Origin of the sequence: Devosia sp. Root436, from assembly GCF_001426345.1 — a bacterium.
In the GTDB taxonomy this organism is placed as follows: Bacteria; Pseudomonadota; Alphaproteobacteria; order Rhizobiales; family Devosiaceae; genus Devosia.
In genome coordinates this window covers 614,427-638,232 of sequence record NZ_LMEM01000001.1, presented here as the reverse complement: position 1 = coordinate 638,232, position 23,806 = coordinate 614,427, and the positions used below count along the sequence as shown (strand labels likewise).

Genomic DNA, 23,806 nt, shown 5'->3' with positions numbered 1-23,806 from the left:
CGATGCTGCTCACCATCGACAGGCTCTCCATCGCCTATGAACTGGCGGATGGACGTGAGCTCGAAGCCATCAAGGATTTTTCGCTGACCCTCGAGCGCGGCCGCATCGCCGGCATTGTCGGGCAGAGCGGGGCCGGCAAATCCACCATCGGCAAAGCGGTCCTCGGGCTGCTGGGCGAAAATGCCCGCATCAGCGGCGGCCGCATCCTGCTCGAAGGCGAGGATATTGCCGGCTTCTCCGAACGCCAGTTCGGCGCCATTCGCGGCAAGCGTGTCGGCTATATCTACCAGAATCCGATGACGGCGCTGAACCCGGTGCTCTCCATTGGCGAGCAGTTGATCGAGACCATCGAGACCCATACCGACAAGCGCGGCACGGCGGCGCGCAGCTATGCGGTGGAACTGCTCACCGGGGCTGAAGTCAGCCATCCCGAGGAGCGGCTGACCAAATATCCCCACCAGCTCTCGGGCGGGCTCTGCCAGCGCATCGTCTTTGCCATCGCCATTGCCGCCCAGCCCGATCTCATCATCGCCGACGAGCCGACGACGGCGCTGGACGTTACAGTGCAGAAGGCGGTGCTGGGCACGCTCAAGCGCCTGGCTGCGCAGGAAAACATCGCCATCGTCCTCATCACCCACGACATGGGTGTCGTCTCCCAGATGTGCGACGAGGTCTATGTGCTGCTGCGCGGCCAACTGGTCGAGCGCGGCCCGACCATGCAGATCATCACGGCACCCCAGGAGCGCTACACCCAGGAGCTGATGGCCGCCATTCCCAGCGTCGAGCAGCGCCGCGCACGGTTCGACGTGCTCGATGCCTTCGAGGAGACACCCGGTCGCCAGCGCGGCATCGATTATCTGCGTGCGGGCACGGTGGCCCTGGCGCATGGGGATACCATGCTCGCCATCAGCAACCTTTCCAAGACTTTTACCGGCGAGAAGGGCGGGGCGGGCTTCAAGGCGCTCGACAGTGTTGGCTTCGCGGTGCGGCGCGGCGAGACCTTCGGCATTGTCGGGGAATCGGGTTCAGGCAAATCCACCATCGGCCGGGCAATCCTGGGCCTTGTCCACCCCGATCCTGGGGCCATCATCGCGCTCGACGGGCATCCGATCGGCCAGGAGAACAGGCAGGCATTGTCGCGCAAGCTGCAATGCATTTTCCAGGATCCCTATGCCTCCCTCAATCCGCGCATGGATGCGGGCACCAATATCACCTATGGCATCCGCGCCGCTGGCCTTGTTCCCCGCAAGCATGCGCAAAGGCTTGCCGAGGATCTGCTCGAAGTCGTGGGGCTGCCGCGGGCCGCCGCCACCAAGATGCCGCATGCCTTTTCCGGCGGCGAGCGGCAGCGCATCGGCATTGCGCGCGCGCTGGCCTATCGCCCCGGACTGATCTTCTGCGACGAGCCGACCTCGGCGCTCGATGTGACGGTGCAGGCCGAAATCCTCAATCTCATGAAGGAATTGCAGGACAGCCTGGGCCTGACTCTGGTCTTTGTCAGCCATGACCTGGCGGTGGTGCGCCAGATGTGCGACAGCGTCATCGTCATGAGAGCCGGCAGGATCGTCGAGGAAGGCCCGGCCGAACAGGTCTTGACCGAGCCGGCCGACCCCTATACGCGCCAGTTGCTCTCTGCCATGCCGCGTTTCTTGCGCAGTGCCGCTGCGTCATGACCGCTGGCGAACAGGGCGCATCCGGTCCATCCGTCGCGGAGCAGGTAATGGTGCAGGCTCCACCGCGCACTATACGACGCCTGAAATATATCGAGGCCTTTTCCGCCGTCATCATGACCGGCTCGATTTCGGCTGCGGCGCGCCAGCTCAACATGTCCCAGCCCGCCATGAGCCAACTGATCAGCAATCTCGAAAAGTCGGTGGGCGTGGCACTGTTCGTGCGGCGCAACGGCGCCATCTTCCCCACTCAGCGCGCCGAGGCGCTGCATGACGATGCGCGCGACCTGCTGGCGCTCATCGATCGCATCGAGATGCATCTCAAGCCCCGCGCCGACAAGCTGCTGTCGCAGATCCGCATCTCGGCCACCATGTCGCTGGTCAGTGAAATCCTGCCCCTGGTGATCGGCGAGGTACATCGCCACCATCCTACGGGCAGTTTCTCGGTTACCTCGCAGCCGGTCGACGAGATGACCAATGCGGTGGCCGAAGGTCATGTGGACTTTGCCTTCCATACCCGCCCGCTGCAGCACGCCAATATCGTCAACCTGCTGCAATGCGAGGTGCCCCAGGTCTGCATCCTGCGGGCCGACCACCCCCTGGCCAAAAACACGCGCATCGAACTCGGCCAGATCAATGGCCACGACGTTATCTGGCCATCGCGCCGCGATCCTTATTACCAGTATTACCGCGACCTCTTTAGCCGCCACCGCCTCAACTGCCGCACGGCCTTGCAGTCACCCTTCGCCAATTTCTCCATCCGAATGACGGAGGTGCTGAATGCCCTGTCGTTCAACAATGCGCTCATGGCCTCCATCATCTGCAAATCCTCGGAAAACATGACCTGGCGCCCGGTTGACGGGATCGACGCCAGGACCAAGTTCTATCTCTCCTTCCCCGAAGTTCTCTCGGGCACCGAGACGCAGCTGCTCATGCAACGGTGCTTCGACAGCTCGATCGCCGAAGCGGTGGCTGACCTGGATTGGCTTACGACCTGATTGCCTGCGCGCCTGCCGCAGTGTGCTTCAGGACAATATCACTGACACCGGCTCAAAATCACCCAGCCGCAACGTTACTGTGCCGGTTGGCGGCACTTCGATCAGGGCGCAGAGCGAGCCGGTGGTGATGGCCATGCCGGCGCGCAGGCCGCCGAAATGGTCAAAGGGGGCGCAGGCATAGGCGATGATGGGCTCGAGTACGCCGCCGAAGGGGTGTTTGGCCGGTCCGAGGTGAGTGGCGCCGGCAGCGGTTTCCAGCGTGATCGGCAGGCCATCCACTTCGGGCAGGGTGGAGATGGCCTGCAGGCCCGTCACATAGCCGGCCGTTATCATGAAATCGGAGAGCGGACCGAATGGGCCGGCCTGCTTGTGCTGGTCGATGCGCGTGCCGATCAGTTCGATGCCGACGATGAAATGATCGATTGCCCCGAGCACGGCCGCCTTGCCCTGGCGCGCGATTTCCGGGCTGAGATCGCTTTTGAGAACGGCGGCGATCTCCATTTCGAGGCCCATCAGGTTGCGGCCATGCAGTTGCAGCGTGCCACCGCTTCTGGTCACCCAGCTGTCGATGATCGGCGCGGCCAGGGCCGGGCTCCCGGCGGGTGCCGCGACCTTTGCCACTGCTGCGGTCTCGCCCAATTGCCGTAGCACTTCACCCTGCACGGCCATGGCGCCGGCGGCGTCGAGCGCCTGCAAGATGGCGGCCGGTACCGGCCTGGCCGGGTCGCGATGGGCGGCGATATAGGCCTGGATGAGTTGTTCGGTCGATTGGCTAGACATGGCGGACCGCGATTTCCCTTTTTTCGCTATTGGCCTGATGCACCGCTTCGATGATTCCGACAATCTGGCGGGCATAGGCGCCGCTGACCGCCACCGGCGCAGTCCCGGCTATGGCATCGCGCATCGCGCGCCATTCGCGCGCCACGGCGTGGTGCATCCAGTCGGGCTCGATCGAATCCGGCACCGGCGTCCAGACGGCATCGCGACCGATCGAAACACCATGGTCGAAGTCGATACGCAAAGTGCCGCTTTCGCAGACCAGGTCCATGGCAAAGCCGACCGCGCCATTGCGATAGCCGACGCTTTGCACCTGGCCGATGCCGCCATTGGCGAAGCGCAGGCCGATCAGCGCGCTGTCATCGGCCTGCTGCTCATGAAAGAAGGTGCCGGCCAGGGCATTGACGCCCACCACATCCTGCCCCATCAGCCAGACCAGCCGGTCCAGCGCATGGATGCCGGCCGTCATCAGCATGCCGCCGCCCGAGGCGGTATTCTTGTGCCAGTCGCGGCGATTGCTCTCCATCCACAGCTTGATCATCCAGCTCGACCCCAGCACCGGCCTGCCGATCACGCCGGAGTCGAGAATGGCCTTGGCCTTGAGGCAGGGCAGGGCGAAATGCATCACATGACCGACCATCAGGTGGACACCCGCCCTGGCGACGGCAGCATTGATGGCGTCGCAGGCTCGCGTGGTCGGTGCCATCGGCTTTTCCAGGAGGATATGCTTGCCGGCCTCGGCCGCGCCGATGGCGATTTCCTCATGCAGGTGATGCGGCGTGGCGATGACGACGGCATCGACTTTTGGGTCGGCGAGGAGCGCACGCCAGTCGGAATAGGCGCTGCCGCCATGCTCTTGCGCGAACTGCTCGGCGGCCGCCCGGTCTTCCCGGCAACTGGCGACGAGCTGCACGCCGTCGACTTCCGCCATCGCCTTCGCATGTACCGCGCCGAAATGTCCGGCCCCGATGATACCAATTCCAATCATGATCTTGCCTTTGCATATGCGGCATCGATGAGGGTCATCGCCGCGAGATAGTCATCCAGGGTGATTGCCGGCGCACGGCCGTCGCGCAGGCGCTGAAGCGTGTCGGCCATGAACAGGCGATAGCGCGTGGCTGTCGGCTCGGGCGGCAGTGTTTGTGTGCGTGCATCATCGAGCGTGACGCAACTGGCGCTGTCGCCGCGATCCAGCAGCGTGGCGTTTGCCGTCACCATGCGCCATTCGAATTCGCCGCCCGGCGCCATCGAGGCATAGGTGTAGCCGGCCTCGACCGTGAACAGCGTGCCAACTGCGTCACTCAGCACCAGCAGGGCGTGGTCGTCCACCGCCTCGCTATGGATGCGGTTGGCGATATTGGCCGAGACCAGGGTGACCGGTCCCTGCGCCAGGCTCAGCACGGCATCGACGCCGTGAATGCCCAGATTGCGCAGCGCGCCGCCGCCGCCAATGGCGGGGTCGAGCAGCCAGCCGACGGCGTCCTGGCGATAGCGTTCCGGCGGGCCATTCACCAGCCGGAAGCTGGCATGGGCCAGCCGGCCGGCGCGGCCGGTTTCCTGCAACTTACTGTAAGCGCCGAAAATCGGCCCGAAGCGGTTGGGCAGCGGCACGCCGACAAAAGTGCCGCGTTCCCTCGCAAGTTTTGTCAGTTCCGCGATAGCGGCTGTGTTGCTGGCGGCGGGCTTTTCCAGAATCAGGGGAATACCGGTCTCGATCAGCGACCGCGCGCGGCCGGGCAGGGTGGATGGGTGCCCCATCAGCACGATGAGGTCGGGTGACAGCGCCAGTCCGTCGGTGATGCTCACTACGAACGGCAACCCATGCTTGTCTGCAAATCCGGCCGCGTGGGCCGGGTCTTCGTCCCACACGCCAACCACTGTCGCCCCGGCCGCGCGCACCGCATCCAGGTGCATTTCCGCGTGCCAATGGCTGGTTCCGAACAACGCGATCTTCATGTTTTGGTTACCTATCCAATATCGACTTGCAGGATATCCCATATGTTGCTATACAACAAGCGTTGACGGTGTCGATCTGTGCCGCCCAAAAAGCTGGAACAGATAAACGAGGACCACGATGTCGAATTTGAAATCGATGACGCCGTTGAGCCGGGCCCCTCTCCTCCACGTCACCGTGCAGGAGAGCCTCAAAGATTATATCGAGGCCAACCAGCTCAAGGCCGGCGACCCGCTGCCGCCCGAGACTTTCCTGGCCCAGCAGCTGGGCGTCGGGCGCAATTCCATGCGCGAGGCAATCAAGGCGCTGGAATCCCTGGGTATCCTCGAGACGCGGCGCGGCATCGGCGTCTTCGTCAAGGAATTCTCGTTCAAGCCGCTGCTCGACAACCTGGCCTATGGCCTGCAGGACTCGCTGCGCGACGTCGAGGAATTGCGCGAAATCCGCCGCGTCCTTGAAACCGGGCTGATCGGCAAGACCATCGCCATGATCAGCGAGGCGGACCTGGCCGCTTTGCGCGATGTCACGGCGCGCATGAAGGTGCGGGCGGAACGGCAGGAGAGCTTCGCCGAGGAAGACCAGCGCTTCCACCAGCTCCTGTTCCGCTGCCAGAACAATCACATGTTGAGCGCGTTGATCGACATCTTTTGGACGGCCTTCAACAAGGCTTCCAATTTCAACAATCTCGATAATCCCGAACCGCTCGATACGTGGCGGGACCATCACGAAATCGTCGAAGCGGTTGCCCGCAAGGACGTAGAGCAGGCGCGCAAGCGCCTGGACGATCACTACCGCGGAATCCAGCAGGTTATTGCCAGGAACCGCACCGAACCATCCAAAGCCTGATCTTTCCGGGGAGGAAAACCATGCATATCAGGACTATCACACAAGCTCTGGCCATCGGTGGCCTGCTGCTTGGTGCAACCGCGCTCACCACGCCCGCCTTCGCGCAGGACGTAAAGACCATTACCGGCGGCTTCGACGTCGGCCCGGGCGGGTTCCCCAAGAACTTCAACCCGCTCGCCGCGACTGGTGGCTTTACCTGGCTCAACACCTATTTCGAGCCGCTGGTGATCTACAATGCCGAGCTGAGTGCCATCGAGGGCGATCTCGCCACCGATTATACCGTCAGCGACGACATGTTGACCTATACGTTCAACCTGGCGGAAGAGACCTGGCATGACGGCGAGGCCTTCACCTCCGCCGACGTCAAGTTCACCCTCGATCTTATCCGCAATGCAGCTTCGGGCAGTGTCTTTACGGGCCGCCTGGGCAAGATAGCCAATGTCGAGGCGCCCGATGACCGCACGGTCGTCGTAACGCTTTCGGAGGCCGATGGCGGCCTGTTGTCGGTGCTGGCGCAGGTCATGATCCTGCCCGAGCATGCGCTGGCTTCGATCGCGCCCGAGAGCATCGCCACCAGCACCTGGTGGTCGACCACCCCCATCGGCACCGGCCCGTTCAAGTTCACCAAATATGTCACCGACCAGTATGTCGAACTGGCCGCCGACGAGGACTACCGTCGCGGTGCGCCCAAGGTTGACCGGCTGATCAACCGCTATTTCGAGAACCCGGCTGCCGCCGTGGCCGCGCTTCGCGCCGGTGAAATCCAGTTCACCTATGTCGAGCCGGAAGATGCAGCGACCTTTGCCGGCAACGAGGCCTTCACGGTCATCGAAGGCGACTCCTATGTGGTCAACTATATCGGCTTCAACCAGAAGGTCGATTTGTGGAAGGACGTTCGCGTCCGCCAGGCCTTCATGTATGCCATCGACCGCGCCGCGATCGTCGAGAGCCTTTATGGCGGCGCTGCCAAGCTCGCCAATTGCGGCTATGTCGCGCCGCATCTGGTGCCCGAGGGCCTCAACGACTACGCCTATGATCCGGAAAAGGCCAAGGCGCTGCTCGACGAAGCCGGCTGGGCCGACATCAACGGCGACAAGCCGATCACCTGGCTGACCTATTATGGCTCGCCCCAGGCCGCCAATGTCATGGCTGCGGTACAGGCCATGCTGGCCCAGGTTGGCGTCAATGTCGTGCCGCGCGTCGTCGACGTGCCGACCTATAACGGCACCGTCTACCAGGAGAACAATCCGGACTGGAACGAATTCCCGCTGATCTACGCGGGCCTGCAGAACGGGCCCAATCCGGCGGGTATCAATGTCGGCCTCAACAAGTCGCAGCTGCCGCCGGCCGGTGCCAACATCATGCGCATCGAGTTCGACGATCTCAGTGCCGCGTTCGACGCCGCCATCGGCGAGACCGATGCCAGCCAGGTCGACGCCCGCTGGCAGGACGTCTGCAAGGTGATGAACGAGGATCTGCCCTGGGCCACGATGTGGGTCGCTAACCGCTATGGCGTGGCATCCGCCAACCTGGTCGACTTCGTCTGGACGCCGGCGCCGGCCGGTGGCCCCTTCGCCGCCCATCCCGAACTCTGGGACATCAAGTAAGCGCGGTTCTCCCCTGCGCTCGGCGGCGCGGTCGATCCGCGCCGCCTACCCATTCACACCGGACCTGGCCATGTTGACCTACATCGCACGCCGTATCGGCATTGGACTGTTGATGCTGATTGCCCTCAGCGTCCTTGTCTTCGTGCTGCTGCGCCTGGCGCCGGGTGATGCGATCGACGCCTATATCAATCCCGCCGCGCCGCTCTCGATGGATGAGCTTGCCGCGCTCCGCGCCCGGCTCGGCCTGGACCAGCCGCTGCCGGTGCAATATTTCGGCTGGCTGCGGGCCGCCATATCTGGCGATTTCGGCTTCTCCACCCAGCGCGCCGGGGTATCCGTGCTGCCGCTGGTGCTCGAACGCATCGGGCCGACGGTCCTGCTGATGGGCACGGGCATGCTGCTCGCCATCGTGCTGGGCATCGCCGCCGGCATCATCAGCGCCGTGCGCCGCAATTCGGTGACCGACGTCGCCCTTTCGGTCACCTCGTCCATCGGCATATCGAGCCCCGCCTTCCTGACGGCGCTGCTCGGCCTCTACTTCTTCTCGGTGCAACTGCGCTGGGCCCCATCGGGCGGCATGCTGACGCCGGGCGCGCCATTTTCCGTGGCCGACCTGTTGTCCCACCTCATCCTGCCGGCCTTCCTGCTGTCCATCGGCCACGCTGCGCTCATCATGCGCTACATGCGCTCCTCGCTGCTCGAAGTGCTGAACCAGGACTATGTCCGCACGGCCCGCGCCAAGGGCGTCCGCGAATTCTGGGTCATCATCAAGCACGCCACGCGCAATGCCCTGCTGCCCGTGGTCACCCTGATCGGTTCGACCATCGGCATCGCCGTTGGCGGCGCCATCTTCCTTGAAAGCGTCTTCAACTGGCCGGGCATGGGTCTGCTGCTGGTCAATGCAGTCAACACGCGCGACTACCCCGTCATCATGTGCGCCACGCTGATCGTCGGCGCCTGCGTGATCGCGGTGAACCTGCTGACCGACATCACTTACGCCGCGGTCGACCCGCGCATCCAGGTGGCCTGACATGAGTGATGCAGCGACCGCCACCATCGAGCGAACCAAGGGTCCGACCCGCCGTTCCATCGAGCGCTTCTTCGGCAACCGCGCGGCCCTGGTCGGGCTGGCGATCTTCGTGCCCATTCTTGTCGCCATCGTCACCTATGACTGGTGGTGGGGGCTGGGGCCCAATGCCATCGACCTGCGCGCCCTCAACAAGGGGCCGTCGCCCGAACACTGGATGGGCAGCGATGGCGTCGGCCGTGACGTGATGGCGCGGCTGCTGCAAGGCGGCCGGGTTTCGCTGATCGTGGCCGTGGTCTCGGTGGCAATTTCCATCGTCATCGGCTTCCTCGTCGGCGCCTTTGCCAGCTTTGGCGGGCGTGTGGTCGATGCCTCGCTCATGCGGCTCGTCGACCTCGCCATGACCCTGCCGCCGGTAATCTTCCTGCTGGTGCTGGCCTCCATTGCCGGTACCGGCATCATGCCGACGATCCTGGTGATCTCGTTGCTGTCCTGGCCGACCCTGTCGCGCATGGTCCGTGCCCGCCTGCTCGAACTGCGCGAGCGCGATTTCGTCGTGGCCGCACGCGGCATGGGCGCCAGCGTACCCCATCTGCTGTTCAAGCATGGCCTGCCCAATTGCATCGACATCCTGGTGGTCTACGCCACTTTGCAGGTTGCCAATGCCATCCTGCTCGAGGCGGGCCTGTCCTTCCTCGGGCTGGGCATCGCGCCGCCCGAGGCCAGTTGGGGCAACATGCTCAACCTGGCGCGCTCCACCGTCGTTCTCGAGCAATATCCCTGGCAATGGATGTTCCCCGGCGCGGCCCTGGTGCTGACCGTGCTTGCCATCAACTTCATCGGCGACGGCCTGCGCGATGCGTTCGACCCTCGCTCCGCTCTCAACTGACCTGAAGGTTTTCTGAAAATGCCCCTGTTTACCGGCGTCGTCCCTCCCGTCGTAACGCCACTCAACGCCGATTTCACCGTGGACTATGCGTCCTTCACCCGCGTTCTCGAAAATCTGATCGATGCCGGCGTCCACGGCCTCTTCGTGCTCGGCTCGACCAGCGAAGTGGTGTTCCACGACTCGCAGACCCGCCAGGCCATCGTCGAACACGCCATCAAGGTCACCAATGGCCGCGTCCCGGTACTGGTCGGCACGATCGACCCCACCACGGACCGGGTCATCCAGCATTCCCGCATCGCCAAGGCCGCCGGCGCCGACGCCGTGGTGGTTACCGCGCCCTTCTATACGCGGACCAACCAGGCCGAGACCGTCGACCACTTCCGCTACATCAAGGATGCGGTGGACCTGCCGGTCATCGCCTATGACATTCCCGTCTGCGTCGGGCTGAAGCTCGAGCGCAAGACGACCGTGACGCTGGCCAGGGAAGGGGCCATCGCGGGCCTCAAGGATTCCAGCGGCGACGACGGCAACCTGCGCTACGTGCTGGCCGACATGCAGGACGATACCAATTTCTTCGGCATGACCGGCTCGGAAATCGTCGTCGACAGCGTGCTGGCCATGGGCGCCCATGGCGTCGTGCCCGGCCTAGCCAATGTCGATCCGCATGGCTATGTCAAATTGTGGAACCTGGTGCAGGCAGGCGATTTCGTCGGTGCGCGGGCCGAGCAGGAACGGCTGTGCAAGCTGTTCGAGATCGTCTGGATTTCCACGGCCCGCACCAGTGCCGGTTCGGCCGGTGTCGGCGCCTTCAAGACCGCGATGCGTCAGCTTGGCATCATTGCCACCAACACCATGGCGCGCCCGCAGCGCCACCTCAATGACGAGGAAACGGTCAAGGTCGACGCCGTGCTCAAGGCCGTCGGACTGCTCGGCTGACCATGGGTGTCCCGATCCTCGACATTGCTGGCCTACGCACCGTGTTCCGGATCGGCGGCGCCGACATTGCCGCCGTCGAGGACATGGAACTGACCATCGCCGCGGGTGAGACCGTGGCGCTGGTCGGCGAGTCCGGGTCGGGGAAATCGGTAACGAGCCTCTCGGTGATGGGCCTGCTGCCAAAGCGCGTGGGTCGTATTGCTGCGGGCAGGGTCATGCTGTCGCGCAAGAGCGGCGAGGTCGTCGACCTTGCCGCCGTGTCCGACGAAACCCTGCGCCAGATCCGGGGCAATGACATCGGCATGGTTTTCCAGGAACCCATGACCAGCCTCAACCCCGTATATACGGTGGGTGAGCAGATCGCCGAACCGATCCGTATACATCTGGGCAAGTCGCATCGTGAGGCCGCTGCCGATGCCGTGCGCCTTTTAGCCGATGTCGGCATTCCTGACCCCGCCCGCCGGGCCCAGCAATATCCGCACGAGCTTTCGGGCGGCATGCGCCAGCGCGTTACCATCGCCATGGCGCTGGCCTGCGATCCGCGCATGCTGATTGCCGACGAGCCGACCACGGCGCTCGACGTCACCATCCAGGCGCAGATTCTGGACCTGTTGCAGAAGCTGCAGCGCGAGCGCGGCATGGGCATCCTGTTCGTCACCCATAATCTGGGTGTCGTGGCCGAAATCGCCGATCGTGTCGTGGTGATGTATGCAGGCCGCATCGTCGAGTCGGGTCCGGTGGCGGAAGTGTTCGCCCATCCGCGGCACCCCTATACCAAGGGCCTGCTGCGATCGGTCCCCAGGCTGGGCCAGGCAGTCGAGCTCAAGCGTGCCGGCACGCCCCTGCCCACCATTCGCGGCAATGTGCCCTCGCTACGCAACCTGCCCAAGGGCTGCGCCTTCGCCAATCGCTGTGATTACGCTATCGCGGCCTGCAGCGCCGCCATGCCGGCATTGGTCGAGACGACGCCGGTGCAGAAAAGCCGCTGCATCCGCTGGCAGGAACTCTGATGACGCAACAGCCCTACCTATCGGTCAGAAACCTCTCCAAGCATTTCAAGCCGGCCGCCTTTTCCCGCGGGCCGGTCGTCAAGGCGCTGCAGGATATTTCCTTCGATATTCCCCGCGGCCAGGTGGTCGGCCTGGTCGGGGAATCCGGCTCGGGCAAGACCACGATCGGCCGCTCGGTGCTGCGCCTGATCGAGCCGACCAGCGGTGAGATCATGCTCGACGGCGTCGATGTCACCACGCTCACGGGCGAGCAATTGCGCCGGCAGCGGCGCAAGATGCAGTATATTTTCCAGGACCCGTTCGCGAGCCTGTCGCCGCGCATGACCATCGGGCAGATCCTGACCGAAGGGCTCGACATCCAGGGCATCGGCACGCGGGCCGAGCGGCGCGTACGTGCCGAAAAGGCGCTGATGGCGGTTGAACTGCCGGTCGACGCCTTCGACCGCTACGCCCATGAATTCTCCGGCGGCCAGCGCCAGCGCATCGGCATTGCCCGCGCATTGACGCTCGAGCCGGATTTCATCGTGGCCGACGAGCCGGTCTCGGCGCTTGACGTGTCGATCCAGGCGCAGGTCATCAATCTGCTGCGCGACCTGCAGGTCCGTCTGGGCCTGACCATGCTGTTCATTTCCCATGACCTGGCCGTGGTGGAATATATCTGCGACACGGTGATCGTGCTCTATCTCGGCCGCATCATGGAAATGGCGCCCGCTGCCGATCTCTATGCCAGGCCCAGCCATCCCTATACGCGGGCGCTGCTCTCGGCCATTCCCTCGCCCGACCCGGCAACGCGCCCGCAACGGCAGATTCTGACCGGCGATATTCCGAGCCCAGCCAATCCGCCGTCCGGCTGTGTGTTCCGCACCCGCTGCCCGTTTGCCATCGAAGCCTGTGCCGGCGACGTTCCGGCTTTGCGCGAAGTGGCCCCCGGTCACCTGCGCGCCTGCATCCGCGACGACATTCTCTGACGCCTGAAGGACAGCGATCCGTGCCGCACAATGCCCAATTCCTGACCGACCTCCAGGGTGGCCTGATCGTTTCCTGTCAGCCGGTCGATGACGGGCCGCTCGACACCATCTCCGCCATCGTCGCCTTCGCCCAGGCCGCCCGCAATGGCGGCGCGCGCGCCCTGCGCATTGAAGGAGCGGACAATGTGGCCGCGGTAGCCGGGGCCTGCGACCTGCCGATCATCGGCATCGTCAAGCGCGACCTTCCCGATAGCCCGGTGCGCATCACTCCGTTCGTCGGCGACGTCGAGGCGTTGGCCGCAGCGGGAGCGACCGTCATCGCCATCGACGGCACCGACCGGCCCCGCCCGGTGCCGGTGGCCGAACTGCTGGCTGCCATTCACGCCGCCGGGTGCCTGGCCATGGCCGACCTGGCAACGGAAGCGGAAGCAAAGCTCGCCAAACAGCTCGGTTTCGACATTCTGGGCACCACCATGTCCGGCTATACCGGTGGCCCCGTTCCCGACGCGCCCGACCTCGATTTCGTGGCGGCCTGTCGCCGTCTTGGAGGCGTGGTTGTGGCCGAAGGGCGCTACAACACGCCTGCGGCGGCAGCCTCGGCCATCGCGGCCGGCGCCTCTGCCGTCTGCGTCGGCTCGGCCATCACCCGCACCGAGCATGTAACCGCATGGTTCCGCGGCGCCGTGGACGATGCGGTCAGCAGGAGCGAGGCCACCGTGCTGGCGCTCGATGTCGGCGGCACCAAGACGCTGGCGGCGCTGGTCCGCAACGGGAAAATTCTCGACCGGCAGACGATACCGACGCCGCTGGGCGTCGGCACGGATGCCTGGTTCGCCACGATAGGCGCGCTCGCCACCGGCTGGCAGGGGCGCTACGCCGCCGTCGGCGCCGCGGTGACAGGTGTGGTACAGGACGGTCATTGGTCGGCGCTCAATCCGCGCACGCTGGCCATTCCCGATCGTACGCCGCTGGTCCAGCGGCTGACGGCTTTGTTCGGCGTACCGGCCATCGCCGTGAACGACGCGCAGGCCGCGGCCTGGGGCGAATATCGCCACGGGGCCGGTCGCGCGCAGGACATGGTATTTATCACCGTGTCGTCGGGGATAGGGGGCGGGATCGTCCTGCAGGGCAGGCTGCTGCAGGGCGCCAATGGCCTCGCCGGCAGCCTTGGCCAGACCTTGGGCGCACGAGGCGCGGAGCGTCTCGAGACACGCGCTTCCGGTTTCGGCATCGCCGCTTCCGCCTCCGCTCTTGGGCATGCCTCAACCACGCATGAGGTTTTTGCTGCGGTCGAAAGCGGCCTGCCATGGGCCGAGGCGCTGCTCGATGAAGCGGTCGAGGATCTCGCCGTGGCCCTGGGTGACTTGCAAAGATTGATCGATCCGGAGGTCGTGGTGCTGGGCGGCGGTATCGGCATGCTGCCGCAATTTCGTGACCGCCTGATCACCCGGCTGTCAATGCAGCCCGACCGTCTCCGTCCGGCGATCAGACCGGCGGCATTGGGCGGCGACGCCGGAATCGTCGGCATAGCCGATCTGTGCCACGCGCCTTGACCGTGGTTCCATGGCGATGCCTTTCGGCGGTGAGCCGATAGGCATGCGCAACGGCTCTCGACCGAAATACGCGGTTGAAGACCACGAAACCACGGGTCATTTGTCCCAGCACCATCCTGTTTCGGCTTGTTCTTGTTTGTTCACACCCGCCAAAAACAGGGTTGCGCTAAACGCCCGGAATCTCTATCTGTCCGCGCAGTCGGGGCGTAGCGCAGCCTGGTAGCGCATTTGTCTGGGGGACAAAGGGTCGTCGGTTCAAATCCGGCCGCTCCGACCATTTCTCACTCTCGTATTCGTTGCGCCGAGGCCGGCATCGGCGCCGCGTTGCCGGTCTGGAGTCTTGCCGATGCCACTGATGGCGCGTGAAGTAGAGCCCGCACTGTCGGCCTGGGCCGAGGTAGAGGGCGGTTCCGCCCGGCTCATCAACCACTCCGAGAACGAGACCTTCCAGCTCGATACGCCGGCACAGGGTAGCTTCACGCTGCGCGTGCATCGCGCCGGCTATCAGTCGCGGGGCTCCATCGAGAGCGAATTGGCCTGGCTGATGGCCCTGCGCCGTGACACCTCGCTCGCCATCCCCGAGCCGGTTCCCGGCCGCGACGGGAGCTTGCTGCAGAGCTTCCAGACCCCGCGCGGCGAGCGGATGGCCGTGCTGTTCCGCCATATTGCCGGCAGCGAGCCGCAACCCGACAGCAATCTGGGCGACCTGTTCGTGACACTTGGTGCCTATGCCGCCACCATGCACAATCACGTGACCGGCTGGCAGCGCCCGCCCGGTTTCGACCGGCAGGTCTGGCAGGCGGCGACCATTCTCGATTCCGACGGCCCCTGGGGCGACTGGCGCATGGCGCCGGGCGTCAACGAATACAACCGGCCCATCCTCGACCGGCTGGATTCGGCGCTCTGGCTGCGCCTGGCCGCCTATGGCACCAGTCCCGAGCGCTACGGGCTGATCCATGCCGATATGCGCCTGGGCAACGTGCTGGTCGATGACAGCAAGGTCTCGCTGATCGACTTCGACGATTGCGGATTCTGCTGGTTCACCTACGATTTTGCCGCGGCCATCTCCTTCCACGAAACCAGTCCGGCTGTTCCCGCGCTCAAGGCGGCATGGCTGAAGGGCTATCAGTCGGTGCGCCAGCTCGGCGCCGACGATCTGGCGGCGATCGACGCCATGGTGATGCTGCGACGCATGGCGCTATTGGCCTGGATCGGCTCGCACGCCGAAACCCGGCTGGCCCAGCAGCATATGCGCGGCTTCGCCGATGGTACGGCGCAACTGGCCGAGCGCTACCTGCGCGGCGCCATCTGGCCATAGAACAGTCAGACCAGCATCTGCTCTCGCGGCGCCCCGCGGCGGTCGTCATTGCCGATGGCGCTGGCTATGCCCCAGATCAGCCCGACCAGCAGATACCAGTGGCGCCAGTGGTCGGAGTCGATGATCGCCGATTCCCCCACCAGCATGGCAAAGGTCGCCACCAGCGGGATCATCATCAGCCTGTAGGGGGAAGGGCGGGCGAGCGCGCCGATGCCACGCCACAGGGTCAGGATGATCAGCAGGTAGTAAAGCGCCCCGCCGCCCCAGCCATAGACATGCAGCACCGTGACATAGACGTTGTGCGGCTCCTCGATGATACGCAGGTTGTGGAACTCGCTGGGGCCAAGGCCCAGGGGATGATCCAGCGCCAGTTCGAACGCATAGCCTTGGCGGCCGAAGCGCCCGGTTTCCCCTGAATCGTAATTCTGCCCGGCGGCGCGCGTCTCGAACAGGTCGGCCACCTGGGGAATGCTGAGCAGCCCCGCCAGCGCCACGACAAGCATCGCCGCACCGACCAGCGACATGATCATGATACGCACCTTGTCGCGGGCCGCCGCCTCCAGCCAGAAGCACAGCACCAGCACGATCAGCGACGACAGCGCAAAATGCCCCCAGGCCGCGCGCGAGAAGCTGACGAATACGCCCACGAACAGCACCATGTAGATGACGCTGGCGACGATGGCGGTGCGCCCCGAAGCCAGCAGCACGCGCTGCAGCGCATACATGGCCGGCAGCACCAGGAACGGGCCGAAGACATTGGGATCGTTGAATGCGGCCTTGGCCCGGCCGTAGCGCAGGAAGATGTCGGCGCCCGGCATGATGCCGAGATAGGCCAGCGTACCCACCAACGCCGAGATCACCGCGATGGCGGTATAGGCATTCATGACGATCCGCATCCGCCGCTCGGTGGCTTCCGCCACGTAATTGGCGACGAAATAGCTGGTCAGCAGCAGGAAGATGGTGACGATGGAAAAGATCAGCGCATTGCCGATCGGCGTGTAGCGCACCTGGAAACACGCAATCAGCGCGAAGGGAACGAAGGCCAGGAGCAGGGCAAGCAGCCCGAAGGTCGACCGGTAGAGCCCGAGGCCGGCAACGAAGGCCAGCGGCAGCACGATGAGAAAGGTCAGTTCGTACGGCGAGGGTTCGAACAGCACCAGCCCGCCGGTGAAAATCCATCCCCCGACCATGACATCAAGCAGGCGCATGGCGCGCAGGCGGATGACGGCAAGGCCGAGTCCACGGGCCCCGGCCTCCTGATTGCCATCAAGGGTCCCCGCTGCGCTCAATAGGCATTCTCGTTCTTGGCAACGAGCGACACCGGCGTCATCGCCACGATGTAGAGGTCGAACAGGAGCGACCAGTGCTCGATGTAATAGAGGTCGTGGTTCACCCGCTGCATGATCTTGTCGATCGTGTCGGTTTCCCCGCGCCAGCCATTGATCTGGGCCCAGCCCGTCATGCCCGGCTTCACCCGGTGGCGTGCAAAATAGCCTTCCACGGCTTCGTAATAGAGCTGGTTTTCCGCCTTGGCCTGCAGTGCATGGGGGCGGGGGCCGACGATGGACAGCTCGCCCTTGAGCACGTTGAACAACTGCGGCAACTCGTCGATGGAGGTCTTGCGGATGAACTTGCCGACGCGCGTCACGCGCGGGTCGCCCTTGGTCACCAGCTTGGCCGCTCCGGCATCGAGCATGTCGGTCCGCATCGAGCGGAACTTGTAGATCTTGATCAGCTCGTTGTTGAAGCCGTGCCGGTTCTGCATGAAGAACACCGGCCCCTTGCTCTCGAGCTTGACCGCGATGGCTGCGGCCACCATCACCGGTGACAGCAGGATCAGCGCCGTCAGCGCCACCACCTTGTCGAACACCCATTTGAAGACCAGGTTCCAGTCCGAGATCGGCCGGTCGGCCATGTCGAACACGGCGATATCGCCGACATAGGAATAGGCCTTGTCGGTGAATTTGAGCTTGCTCATATGGGCCGACAGGCGGATGTCCACCGGCAGCACCCAGAGCTGGGTCAGCATGTCCAGCACGCGCTTTTCGGCCGATAGCGGCATCGACACCATCACCAGGTCGACCTGGGTCCGCCGGGCGAATTCGATGAGATCGGCCACCTTGCCCAGCTTGGCATAGCCCGCGACGATGTCGGGCGACCGGTCGTCGATACGGTCGTCGAACAGGCCCAGCAGCAGGATGTCGTTGCTGGCGCCGGCCTTGATTTGCTCGATCAGCGTCTCGGCATCCTTGCCGCCGCCCACGATCACGGTGCGGCGGCGCAGCCGTCCCGCCGCCGTCCAGTTTTGCACCAGCGCACGCAGGCCGATGCGGAAGGCAACCAGCAATACGGCGCCGCCGAGATACCAGCTGACCAGCCAGACGCGGGAAAACAGGTCTGCGGCCTTGAAGAAGAAGATGCCGACCGTCAGCACCGTCATGACCAGCGTCCAGCCGATCAGCACCCGGCCGATTTGGTTGAACACGGTCCGGTAGGCCGCGATGCGGTGGGCTCGTGCGGCGTTGAACAGCACATTGGCCAGCAGGCACGCGGCCAGGATGACCGGGATATAAAAGGCCGGCTGGCCCAGCTCGACGTAATATTCGTAGATGCCGTAACCCAGCGCCGCCAGCAGCACGGCTTCGGCCACCTGGGCCAGCCCCACCACCACCGCGCCTGAAATGCTGCGCTCCGCCGGTGCGGCGATAATGGCCTCTGCCTGGTCGGAAAGCCGCCGCTCCTTTTCGTCTGCCGCGCTCTGCTTGGACACGTGCTCCAGCACGGCCTGCTTGGGATCAACTCGATACATGGGACGCTACCGGAACGAAAATCTCACCGGTATTGTCGCCGGAAGGGGTTTATTTCAGATGAAGCCGAAGCTTCAAGCTCGCGCCAATACGGCCCGATAGAGCGCTTCAATGCCATCGGTCATCGTCGCCAGCGAAAAGCGGCTTTCGATATGGGCCAGGCGCTCGGCCATCTCCGCCTGCGCGGCCGCCGGGTCGTCGATCGCCTGCTGCATCGCAGCGCCGAGCGCGGCGGCATCGCCGGGCGGCACCAGGCTCGCTGCGGTTGGGCCGAAAATTTCGGGAATACCGCCGACACGGGTCGAAATCACCGGCAACCGGGCCGCGGCGGCTTCGAGCACCACATAGGGCAGGGACTCGGCCAGCGACGGCACTACCGCCACCCGGCCTCTGGCAAAAGTCGGCCGCGCCGGTTGCGCGCCGAGCATGGTCACGCGCTTGCTCAGCCCCAGCCGCGCGACCTGTTCCTTCAGTTCCGCCCGGCTGGGCCCGTCGCCCGCCATGACCAATGTCGCCGGCTTGCCATCGGCGCGTTTCACGACCGCCAGGGCATCGGCCAGGACGTGAATGCCCTTGAGGTCGCGCAATTCGCCGACGAATACGAAATCGGCCGCCTCCGCCGCCGGTGGCACCGGCACGAATTCCTCGGGCGCCAGCCCGTTGTGGATGACTTCGGCGGGGCAGGTGGGCTCGCCGACCAGCGCAGAATAGGTCGCCTGCGCATAGGCGCTTTCGAAGATGATCGCCCCCGTCCGGGCCATCAGCGCCCGCTCCAGCCGGTGAAACAGCCGGCCCGATGCCGAAGCCTTGGAAAAATGCAGCACGCCGCCATGCGGCGTATAGAGCGCCACGGCATTGCCGCCGCCCAGCAGCGCCAGGCGCGCATAAAAGCCGCCCTTGGCGCCATGCCCGTGCATCACGTCGATATTGAGCCTGCGGGCCAGCCTGCGGACGGCAAAGGGCGTCCGGAGATCGCCGCCACCCAGCACGCGCGGCATGGCAAAGCGATGAATGCCGAGGCTGGCATGCGGCAACAGTTCGGCCAGCTTGCCTTCGGTCTGCGCGTCATTGGCCAGGCTGTCGACCACGAGGCCCACCGCGTGGCCATTGGCCGCCAGCGCCCGGGTCAGGTCCGCGACATGCCGGAACAGTCCCCCGACCGGCGCGCGCATGACCTGCAGGATGCGCAGCTTGCCCCCGGCCATCGATCTGCTCCTGCTAGAACCAGCGTTCGAGAATAACGACGGTATCGCCCGGATAGATTGGGAAGTCGAGGTCCACTGTGCCTTTGACCATCTGGTCGCCCTGCCGGCGGTAGACCACGGCACGGCCGCGGTCGGCGGTGTCGGAGAACCCGCCCGACGTGCTGATGGCGGCCCTTACGGTCATGCCGTAGACATATTGGAACTGCCCGGCATTCTTGACTTCGCCCTGGATGAAGAACGGCCGGTATTCCGCCACTTCCACGGCCACGTCGGGGTTGCGCATATAGCCATTGGCCAGCGCCGCGGCGAGCCGCCCGGCGGCAACATTGGTGGTGACGCCGCGCACCTGCACCGGTCCGACCAGCGGAAACGCGATCGCGCCGCTGTCGTCGATCCGATAGGTGTCGCTCAATTCCTCGTCACCGTAGACCGTGACCCGCACCGCGTCGCCGGTATCGAGCTGGTACGGCCCCTTGGTCTCGACCAGGTATGTCGCCGGGCGCGTGGTGGCGCAGGCCGCCAGTGGCAGCATCAGCGCGATCGTGAGAATGGGCAGCCAGCGCATGAGAATCCCGGGCAATTCAGCTGCGCCAATGTCGCGCTATCGTGGTTAACAAAGTCCTTCCGTGAACACCGTATTCTTGCGATCTGCACCTGGGTTAACGGATTGATTACCACGTCGAAGCGATAAATCGGCCCATAGGACGAGGGATGGCAATGGCGTTTGAGTCGCAGATGGCGCGCGACGCTCGGATCGATGTTGGCGCGGTGCTTGGTGCCGTGGTGAAGCGGCTGTCGCGCGTGGCCATTGTCACGGCGGGGCTGCTGGCCGTGACCTTCGTGATCGTCATGTTCATGCCGCGCCTCTATGAATCGTCGGCTTCCATCCTGGTCGAGCCGCGCAGCAACATCTATTTCCGCGCCTCCAACGAGCAGGTGCCCAGCCCATCGGGCAGCGATGCCAGCGTGGTGTCCAGCCAGATCGAGCTCATCAAGTCGCGCGATACGCTGCTGCCGGTCATCGACAAGCTGGACCTGCGCTCGGTGCCCGAATTCAACGGCGCCGGCGGTGGCGGCTTTTCGCCCTTCGCCATCGTCTCGCAACTGCTCGGCCGCCGGTCGACGCCGGTCAGCGTCGACGAGGTTGTGCTCAACAATCTCTACGATCGCCTGACGGTGATTCAGGAGCGCGATTCGCGCATCATTTCGGTGCTGGTGCGCTCCACCAGCCCCCAACTGGCGGCCGACATCGCCAATGCCGTCGCCAATGCCCATGTAGCGCGCCGTGCCGAGCTGTCGCTGTCCGATACCGCCGAAGCGTCCAGCTGGCTGGCCGACGAAATCGCCAAGCTGCGTGTCTCGGTCACCGCGGCCGAGACTGCCGTCGCCAATTTCAAGGTCGATAACGACCTCTTCATCGGCTCCAACAATACCAGCCTTGCCGATCAGCAGCTCTCCACCATCGCCACCCAGATCAGCGCGGCGCAGGAGCGCAAGAATACCGCTTTGTCCCGCGCCGCCCTCATCCGCGGCATGATCGAGCAGGGCCAACCCATCGACGGCGTGGCCGATGTCCGCGAGTCGGTGGTCATCCAGCAGCTCAGCCAGGAAAAGGCGCGCCTGCAGGGCGAAAAGGCCCAGCGGTCGGCCACCTTGCTCAGCAATCACCCAACCATCCTGGCGCTCACGGCCCAGATTGCCGAGTTAAACAACCAGATCACCCTCGAAGGCCGCCGCGTCGCCAATGCGCTCGAAGCCGAGGCGCAGATCGAGGCCGACCTGGAAGTGTCGCTGCGGGCCGACCTCACCAATGCAAAATCCTCGGCCTCCACCGCCACCCAGGACACCGTCACCCTCGATGGCCTCGAACGCGAAGCCAAGGCGCAGCGCGACCTGCTCGAAGGCTACCTGCAGCGCTACAGCGAAGCCATGTCGCGTACCGAATCCAATTCCGCCTTGCCCGATGTCCGCGTCGTCAGCGTCGCCGCGCCATCCGTGTCGCCCGCCTCGCCCAAGACCCAGCTCATCCTGCTGGCCGTCGGCATGGTGGCGCTGGCGACCCAGCTCGGCATCATCATCTTCGGCGAACTGATGTCCGGCCGCGCCATCGTGCCCGCCCAGGAGCCGGAACGGCTCCAGGATGAACTGGACGAGGTGCCCTTCATCGAGGCCGAACTCGAGCCAGAGCAGCGCTGGGAAGAGCCCGAGCCCCTCACCGCCATGGCGCCGCTGGCCGAAGCGGCCTTCGAGCCCGAGCCCGAACAGGAGCCCGGCCCCGAAGAAGCGCCCGCCATCATGGACGAGGCGATTGCCGAAGGTCCGGAGGCCGATGCAGAATCGGCAGGCTCCAACGTGGAGCGCTTCATCCAGGCACTGACGGATGCGACCTATGTCAGCCAGCCGGTGCCGGCGGCCGAATTCGTGCCCGAGCGTCCAGCCGTGCCACCCGCCGAGCCGGCTCCACAGCCGGAGGCGCTGTATCCAGAGCCACCGGCCCCCGAGCTTCCGAGCCTGGTCGCCCTGTCCGATCTCTCCTCCGACCTCGTGCTGGGCCGGACCCATCTGCTGATCCTGGCCGCGCATCGCAGCAATGCCGATTGCGCCGCCTTGGCCGAGGAGCTGGTCGCCGGCGCCTTGGCGCGTGGTCTCAGCGTGGCCCTGGTCGATGCCGGCAGCGTCCAGCCCGGCGACGAGCCGGGCCTGTCCGACCTCAGCCTCGATACCGCCAGCTTCGGCGACGTGGTGCAGAAATCCGCCGATAACAGCTTTGCCGAAGTGTCGTGGGGGCAGGGGCGTATCATCGATACCAGCTCCACCAAGCCTCTGACCCTGATCGAGGCCTTGGGCGACATCTACGAAGTGGTGGTGCTGATGACCGGCCGCGTCGGCAAGGGCTCCACCCTGCCGATGTTCGACGACCTGGATGGCCGCCTGGTGCTCGTGGCCGGCGATGACGACGATCTCGCCGCCGTCGCCGGGATGCGCGAGCAATTGCTGGCGGCGGGCTTTGATCGTTGCGAGGTTACGGCCGCACCCAGCCGCGTTGCGGCCTGATCCGGAGACGTGATGTCAGCCAGATATGCGGCCATCCGCGCCATGTTCGAGGCCCTGTGGCTGTCGCGGCTACCCGGCCTGATCAGGGCGCTGTCATCGTCGCGCGGGGTGATTTTTACCCTGCATCGCGTGCTGCCTGAGGAACCCGCCGATTTCTCGCCCAATGCGATCCTGCAGGTGCGGCCGGACTTCCTCGAATATGTCATCGAGCGGGTCCGCGATCTCGATATCGATATCGTCGGCCTCGACGAAGCGCTCGAACGTCTCGCCGCGCCCACGGCAGGCCGCCGCTTCGTGGTGTTGACCTTCGACGATGCCTACAAGGACAATCTGCGCCACGCTCTGCCCGTGCTGCGCCGTCAGGGGGCCCCGTTCACGCTCTACGTGCCCACGGCCCTGGTCGATGGCGTCGGCGAGCTCTGGTGGCAGGCCATCGAGGATATCATCTCCCGGCAGGAGGCCATCGCCATGGCCTCGGGTGGAGAAACCGACTACGTCGATACCAGCACCACCGCACGGAAGAACGAGACGTTCGACGCGCTTTACTGGCAGATGCGCAAGATGCCCGAGGCCGACCGCGTCAAGCTGGTCCGCAGCTTCGCCACCGCCTATGGCTACGATCTCGACCGGCAATGCCGCGACCTGATCATGGACTGGCATGAATTGCGCCTGTTTGCCGGCGACCCGCTCTGCACCATCGGCGCCCACACCGTGCATCACTATGAACTGGCCAAGCTGCCCGTCGAGCAGGCGCGCAACGAAATGGCCCAGTCCGCCGATATTCTCCTCGCCCAGTTCGGCCAGCGCCCGGCGCATTTCTCCTATCCGCTCGGCGGCCCGCTTTCCGCCGGCCGGCGCGAATTCGACCTCGCCCGCGAAATCGGCTTCAAATCCGCCGTCACCACCCGCCCCGGCGGCCTCTATGCCCACCACGCCACCGCGCCGCACGCTCTGCCGCGTGTATCCCTAAATGGTTACTTTCAATCTCGCCGCTATGTCGATGTTTTTGCTACGGGGGCGATCTTCTCGGCTATGGGTAAGCTGACTGGATAAAACGTGCCACGCCCTCGTGGTTCGAGGCGCTGAAGAAGCGCACCTCACCATGAGGGCTGTTGATACACCGAGTTGGAAGTAGCCCTCATGGTGAGGTGCGAGCTCTTCGCGAGCCTCGAACCACGAGGGCGTGC

Annotated in this window: 20 protein-coding genes and 1 tRNA gene; 14 read left to right on the top strand and 7 right to left on the bottom strand. The window is 64.8% G+C overall.

Translation table 11 applies throughout. The annotated features are described in order from the left end of the window. Nucleotides 1-2 precede the first annotated feature (2 nt). Entirely contained in the window at nt 3-1,673 is a 1,671-nt protein-coding gene (locus tag ASD04_RS03180; RefSeq protein ID WP_056252335.1) for an ABC transporter ATP-binding protein, read from the top strand. Between the two features lie 47 nt (nt 1,674-1,720). Further along, entirely contained in the window at nt 1,721-2,668 is a 948-nt protein-coding gene (locus ASD04_RS03175) for a LysR family transcriptional regulator (RefSeq protein ID WP_056252332.1), read from the top strand. A 27-nt stretch (nt 2,669-2,695) separates the two neighbouring features. On the opposite strand, the gene ASD04_RS03170 is transcribed toward ASD04_RS03175, so the two are convergent. Genes ASD04_RS03170 through ASD04_RS03160 form a run of 3 tightly spaced genes read right to left on the bottom strand, consistent with a single transcriptional unit; the run spans nt 2,696 to nt 5,401 of the window. Next, the gene (locus ASD04_RS03170) at nt 2,696-3,448 is read right to left on the bottom strand and encodes a hypothetical protein (protein ID WP_056252329.1); all 753 of its coding nucleotides are present in this window, start codon (nt 3,446-3,448) and stop codon (nt 2,696-2,698) included. Beyond that, on the bottom strand, nt 3,441-4,433 hold the full coding sequence (locus ASD04_RS03165) for a Gfo/Idh/MocA family oxidoreductase (RefSeq protein WP_056252327.1): 993 nt from the start codon (nt 4,431-4,433) through the stop codon (nt 3,441-3,443). The genes ASD04_RS03170 and ASD04_RS03165 overlap by 8 nt, the downstream gene beginning before the upstream one ends. Next, nucleotides 4,430-5,401 carry a Gfo/Idh/MocA family oxidoreductase gene (locus ASD04_RS03160; protein WP_056252325.1) on the bottom strand — a complete coding sequence of 324 codons (972 nt, stop codon included), beginning with the start codon at nt 5,399-5,401 and terminating at the stop codon, nt 4,430-4,432. The genes ASD04_RS03165 and ASD04_RS03160 overlap by 4 nt, the downstream gene beginning before the upstream one ends. Before the next feature lie 118 nt (nt 5,402-5,519). Here ASD04_RS03160 and ASD04_RS03155 point away from each other — a divergent pair, with 118 nt between their 5' ends. From ASD04_RS03155 to ASD04_RS03110, 10 genes are all read left to right on the top strand, one after another. Continuing rightward, on the top strand, nt 5,520-6,245 hold the full coding sequence (locus ASD04_RS03155; RefSeq protein WP_056252322.1) for a FadR/GntR family transcriptional regulator: 726 nt from the start codon (nt 5,520-5,522) through the stop codon (nt 6,243-6,245). A 20-nt stretch (nt 6,246-6,265) separates the two neighbouring features. Beyond that, nucleotides 6,266-7,852, top strand: a complete 1,587-nt coding sequence (locus ASD04_RS03150) for an ABC transporter substrate-binding protein (RefSeq protein WP_056252320.1) — start codon at nt 6,266-6,268, stop codon at nt 7,850-7,852. A 70-nt stretch (nt 7,853-7,922) separates the two neighbouring features. Further along, nucleotides 7,923-8,882, top strand: coding sequence for an ABC transporter permease (locus ASD04_RS03145; RefSeq protein ID WP_056252316.1), 960 nt, complete (start codon nt 7,923-7,925; stop codon nt 8,880-8,882). A 1-nt stretch (nt 8,883) separates the two neighbouring features. Further along, nucleotides 8,884-9,768, top strand: a complete 885-nt coding sequence (locus ASD04_RS03140) for an ABC transporter permease (RefSeq protein ID WP_056252314.1) — start codon at nt 8,884-8,886, stop codon at nt 9,766-9,768. A gap of 18 nt (nt 9,769-9,786) precedes the next feature. Next, nucleotides 9,787-10,704, top strand: coding sequence for a dihydrodipicolinate synthase family protein (locus tag ASD04_RS03135; RefSeq protein ID WP_056252311.1), 918 nt, complete (start codon nt 9,787-9,789; stop codon nt 10,702-10,704). Nucleotides 10,705-10,706: 2 nt separating this feature from the next. Beyond that, nucleotides 10,707-11,714 (top strand): ABC transporter ATP-binding protein, encoded by a 1,008-nt coding sequence (locus ASD04_RS03130; protein WP_056252309.1) that lies wholly within the window; start codon nt 10,707-10,709, stop codon nt 11,712-11,714. Continuing rightward, the gene (locus ASD04_RS03125; RefSeq protein WP_056252307.1) at nt 11,714-12,682 is read left to right on the top strand and encodes an oligopeptide/dipeptide ABC transporter ATP-binding protein; all 969 of its coding nucleotides are present in this window, start codon (nt 11,714-11,716) and stop codon (nt 12,680-12,682) included. Before ASD04_RS03130 ends, ASD04_RS03125 begins: the two co-directional genes overlap by 1 nt. Before the next feature lie 20 nt (nt 12,683-12,702). Further along, the gene (locus tag ASD04_RS03120) at nt 12,703-14,235 is read left to right on the top strand and encodes a putative N-acetylmannosamine-6-phosphate 2-epimerase (RefSeq protein WP_056252303.1); all 1,533 of its coding nucleotides are present in this window, start codon (nt 12,703-12,705) and stop codon (nt 14,233-14,235) included. Nucleotides 14,236-14,435: 200 nt separating this feature from the next. After that, nucleotides 14,436-14,512 (top strand) — tRNA-Pro (locus tag ASD04_RS03115). Nucleotides 14,513-14,581: 69 nt separating this feature from the next. After that, nucleotides 14,582-15,553 carry a phosphotransferase gene (locus tag ASD04_RS03110; protein WP_056252300.1) on the top strand — a complete coding sequence of 324 codons (972 nt, stop codon included), beginning with the start codon at nt 14,582-14,584 and terminating at the stop codon, nt 15,551-15,553. A 5-nt stretch (nt 15,554-15,558) separates the two neighbouring features. Here ASD04_RS03110 and ASD04_RS03105 read toward each other — a convergent pair whose 3' ends face one another. The 4 genes from ASD04_RS03105 to ASD04_RS03090 all read right to left on the bottom strand — a co-directional run bounded on the left by ASD04_RS03105 (nt 15,559) and on the right by ASD04_RS03090 (nt 20,130). After that, nucleotides 15,559-16,842 carry an O-antigen ligase family protein gene (locus ASD04_RS03105; protein WP_056252297.1) on the bottom strand — a complete coding sequence of 428 codons (1,284 nt, stop codon included), beginning with the start codon at nt 16,840-16,842 and terminating at the stop codon, nt 15,559-15,561. Next, nucleotides 16,839-18,362 (bottom strand): undecaprenyl-phosphate glucose phosphotransferase, encoded by a 1,524-nt coding sequence (locus tag ASD04_RS03100; RefSeq protein ID WP_056252294.1) that lies wholly within the window; start codon nt 18,360-18,362, stop codon nt 16,839-16,841. The genes ASD04_RS03105 and ASD04_RS03100 overlap by 4 nt, the downstream gene beginning before the upstream one ends. Before the next feature lie 72 nt (nt 18,363-18,434). Beyond that, a complete protein-coding gene (locus tag ASD04_RS03095) occupies nt 18,435-19,565 on the bottom strand; it encodes a glycosyltransferase family 4 protein (RefSeq protein WP_056252291.1) in 1,131 nt (376 codons plus the stop codon). Nucleotides 19,566-19,578: 13 nt separating this feature from the next. Then, nucleotides 19,579-20,130, bottom strand: coding sequence for a polysaccharide biosynthesis/export family protein (locus tag ASD04_RS03090; RefSeq protein WP_056252289.1), 552 nt, complete (start codon nt 20,128-20,130; stop codon nt 19,579-19,581). Between the two features lie 152 nt (nt 20,131-20,282). On the opposite strand from ASD04_RS03090, the gene ASD04_RS03085 reads away from it, so the two are divergent. Beyond that, nucleotides 20,283-22,619, top strand: a complete 2,337-nt coding sequence (locus ASD04_RS03085; protein WP_056252284.1) for a GumC family protein — start codon at nt 20,283-20,285, stop codon at nt 22,617-22,619. Between the two features lie 12 nt (nt 22,620-22,631). Then, complete coding sequence (locus ASD04_RS03080; protein WP_056252282.1) at nt 22,632-23,672, top strand: polysaccharide deacetylase family protein; 1,041 nt, start codon at nt 22,632-22,634, stop codon at nt 23,670-23,672. Nucleotides 23,673-23,806: the final 134 nt, after the last annotated feature.

Bases quoted from the DNA above. Each gene is read 5' to 3' on its own strand.
- ASD04_RS03140 (WP_056252314.1), top strand. From the start codon at position 8,884: ATGAGTGATGCAGCGACCGCCACCATCGAGCGAACCAAGGGTCCGACC.
- ASD04_RS03090 (WP_056252289.1), bottom strand. From the start codon at position 20,130: ATGCGCTGGCTGCCCATTCTCACGATCGCGCTGATGCTGCCACTGGCG.
- ASD04_RS03160 (WP_056252325.1), bottom strand. From the start codon at position 5,401: ATGAAGATCGCGTTGTTCGGAACCAGCCATTGGCACGCGGAAATGCAC.
- ASD04_RS03080 (WP_056252282.1), top strand. From the start codon at position 22,632: ATGTCAGCCAGATATGCGGCCATCCGCGCCATGTTCGAGGCCCTGTGG.
- ASD04_RS03095 (WP_056252291.1), bottom strand. From the start codon at position 19,565: ATGGCCGGGGGCAAGCTGCGCATCCTGCAGGTCATGCGCGCGCCGGTC.
- ASD04_RS03130 (WP_056252309.1), top strand. From the start codon at position 10,707: ATGGGTGTCCCGATCCTCGACATTGCTGGCCTACGCACCGTGTTCCGG.
- ASD04_RS03085 (WP_056252284.1), top strand. From the start codon at position 20,283: ATGGCGTTTGAGTCGCAGATGGCGCGCGACGCTCGGATCGATGTTGGC.
- ASD04_RS03180 (WP_056252335.1), top strand. From the start codon at position 3: ATGCTGCTCACCATCGACAGGCTCTCCATCGCCTATGAACTGGCGGAT.
- ASD04_RS03145 (WP_056252316.1), top strand. From the start codon at position 7,923: ATGTTGACCTACATCGCACGCCGTATCGGCATTGGACTGTTGATGCTG.
- ASD04_RS03125 (WP_056252307.1), top strand. From the start codon at position 11,714: ATGACGCAACAGCCCTACCTATCGGTCAGAAACCTCTCCAAGCATTTC.
- ASD04_RS03165 (WP_056252327.1), bottom strand. From the start codon at position 4,433: ATGATTGGAATTGGTATCATCGGGGCCGGACATTTCGGCGCGGTACAT.
- ASD04_RS03100 (WP_056252294.1), bottom strand. From the start codon at position 18,362: ATGTATCGAGTTGATCCCAAGCAGGCCGTGCTGGAGCACGTGTCCAAG.
- ASD04_RS03175 (WP_056252332.1), top strand. From the start codon at position 1,721: ATGGTGCAGGCTCCACCGCGCACTATACGACGCCTGAAATATATCGAG.
- ASD04_RS03135 (WP_056252311.1), top strand. From the start codon at position 9,787: ATGCCCCTGTTTACCGGCGTCGTCCCTCCCGTCGTAACGCCACTCAAC.
- ASD04_RS03170 (WP_056252329.1), bottom strand. From the start codon at position 3,448: ATGTCTAGCCAATCGACCGAACAACTCATCCAGGCCTATATCGCCGCC.
- ASD04_RS03110 (WP_056252300.1), top strand. From the start codon at position 14,582: ATGCCACTGATGGCGCGTGAAGTAGAGCCCGCACTGTCGGCCTGGGCC.
- ASD04_RS03155 (WP_056252322.1), top strand. From the start codon at position 5,520: ATGTCGAATTTGAAATCGATGACGCCGTTGAGCCGGGCCCCTCTCCTC.
- ASD04_RS03150 (WP_056252320.1), top strand. From the start codon at position 6,266: ATGCATATCAGGACTATCACACAAGCTCTGGCCATCGGTGGCCTGCTG.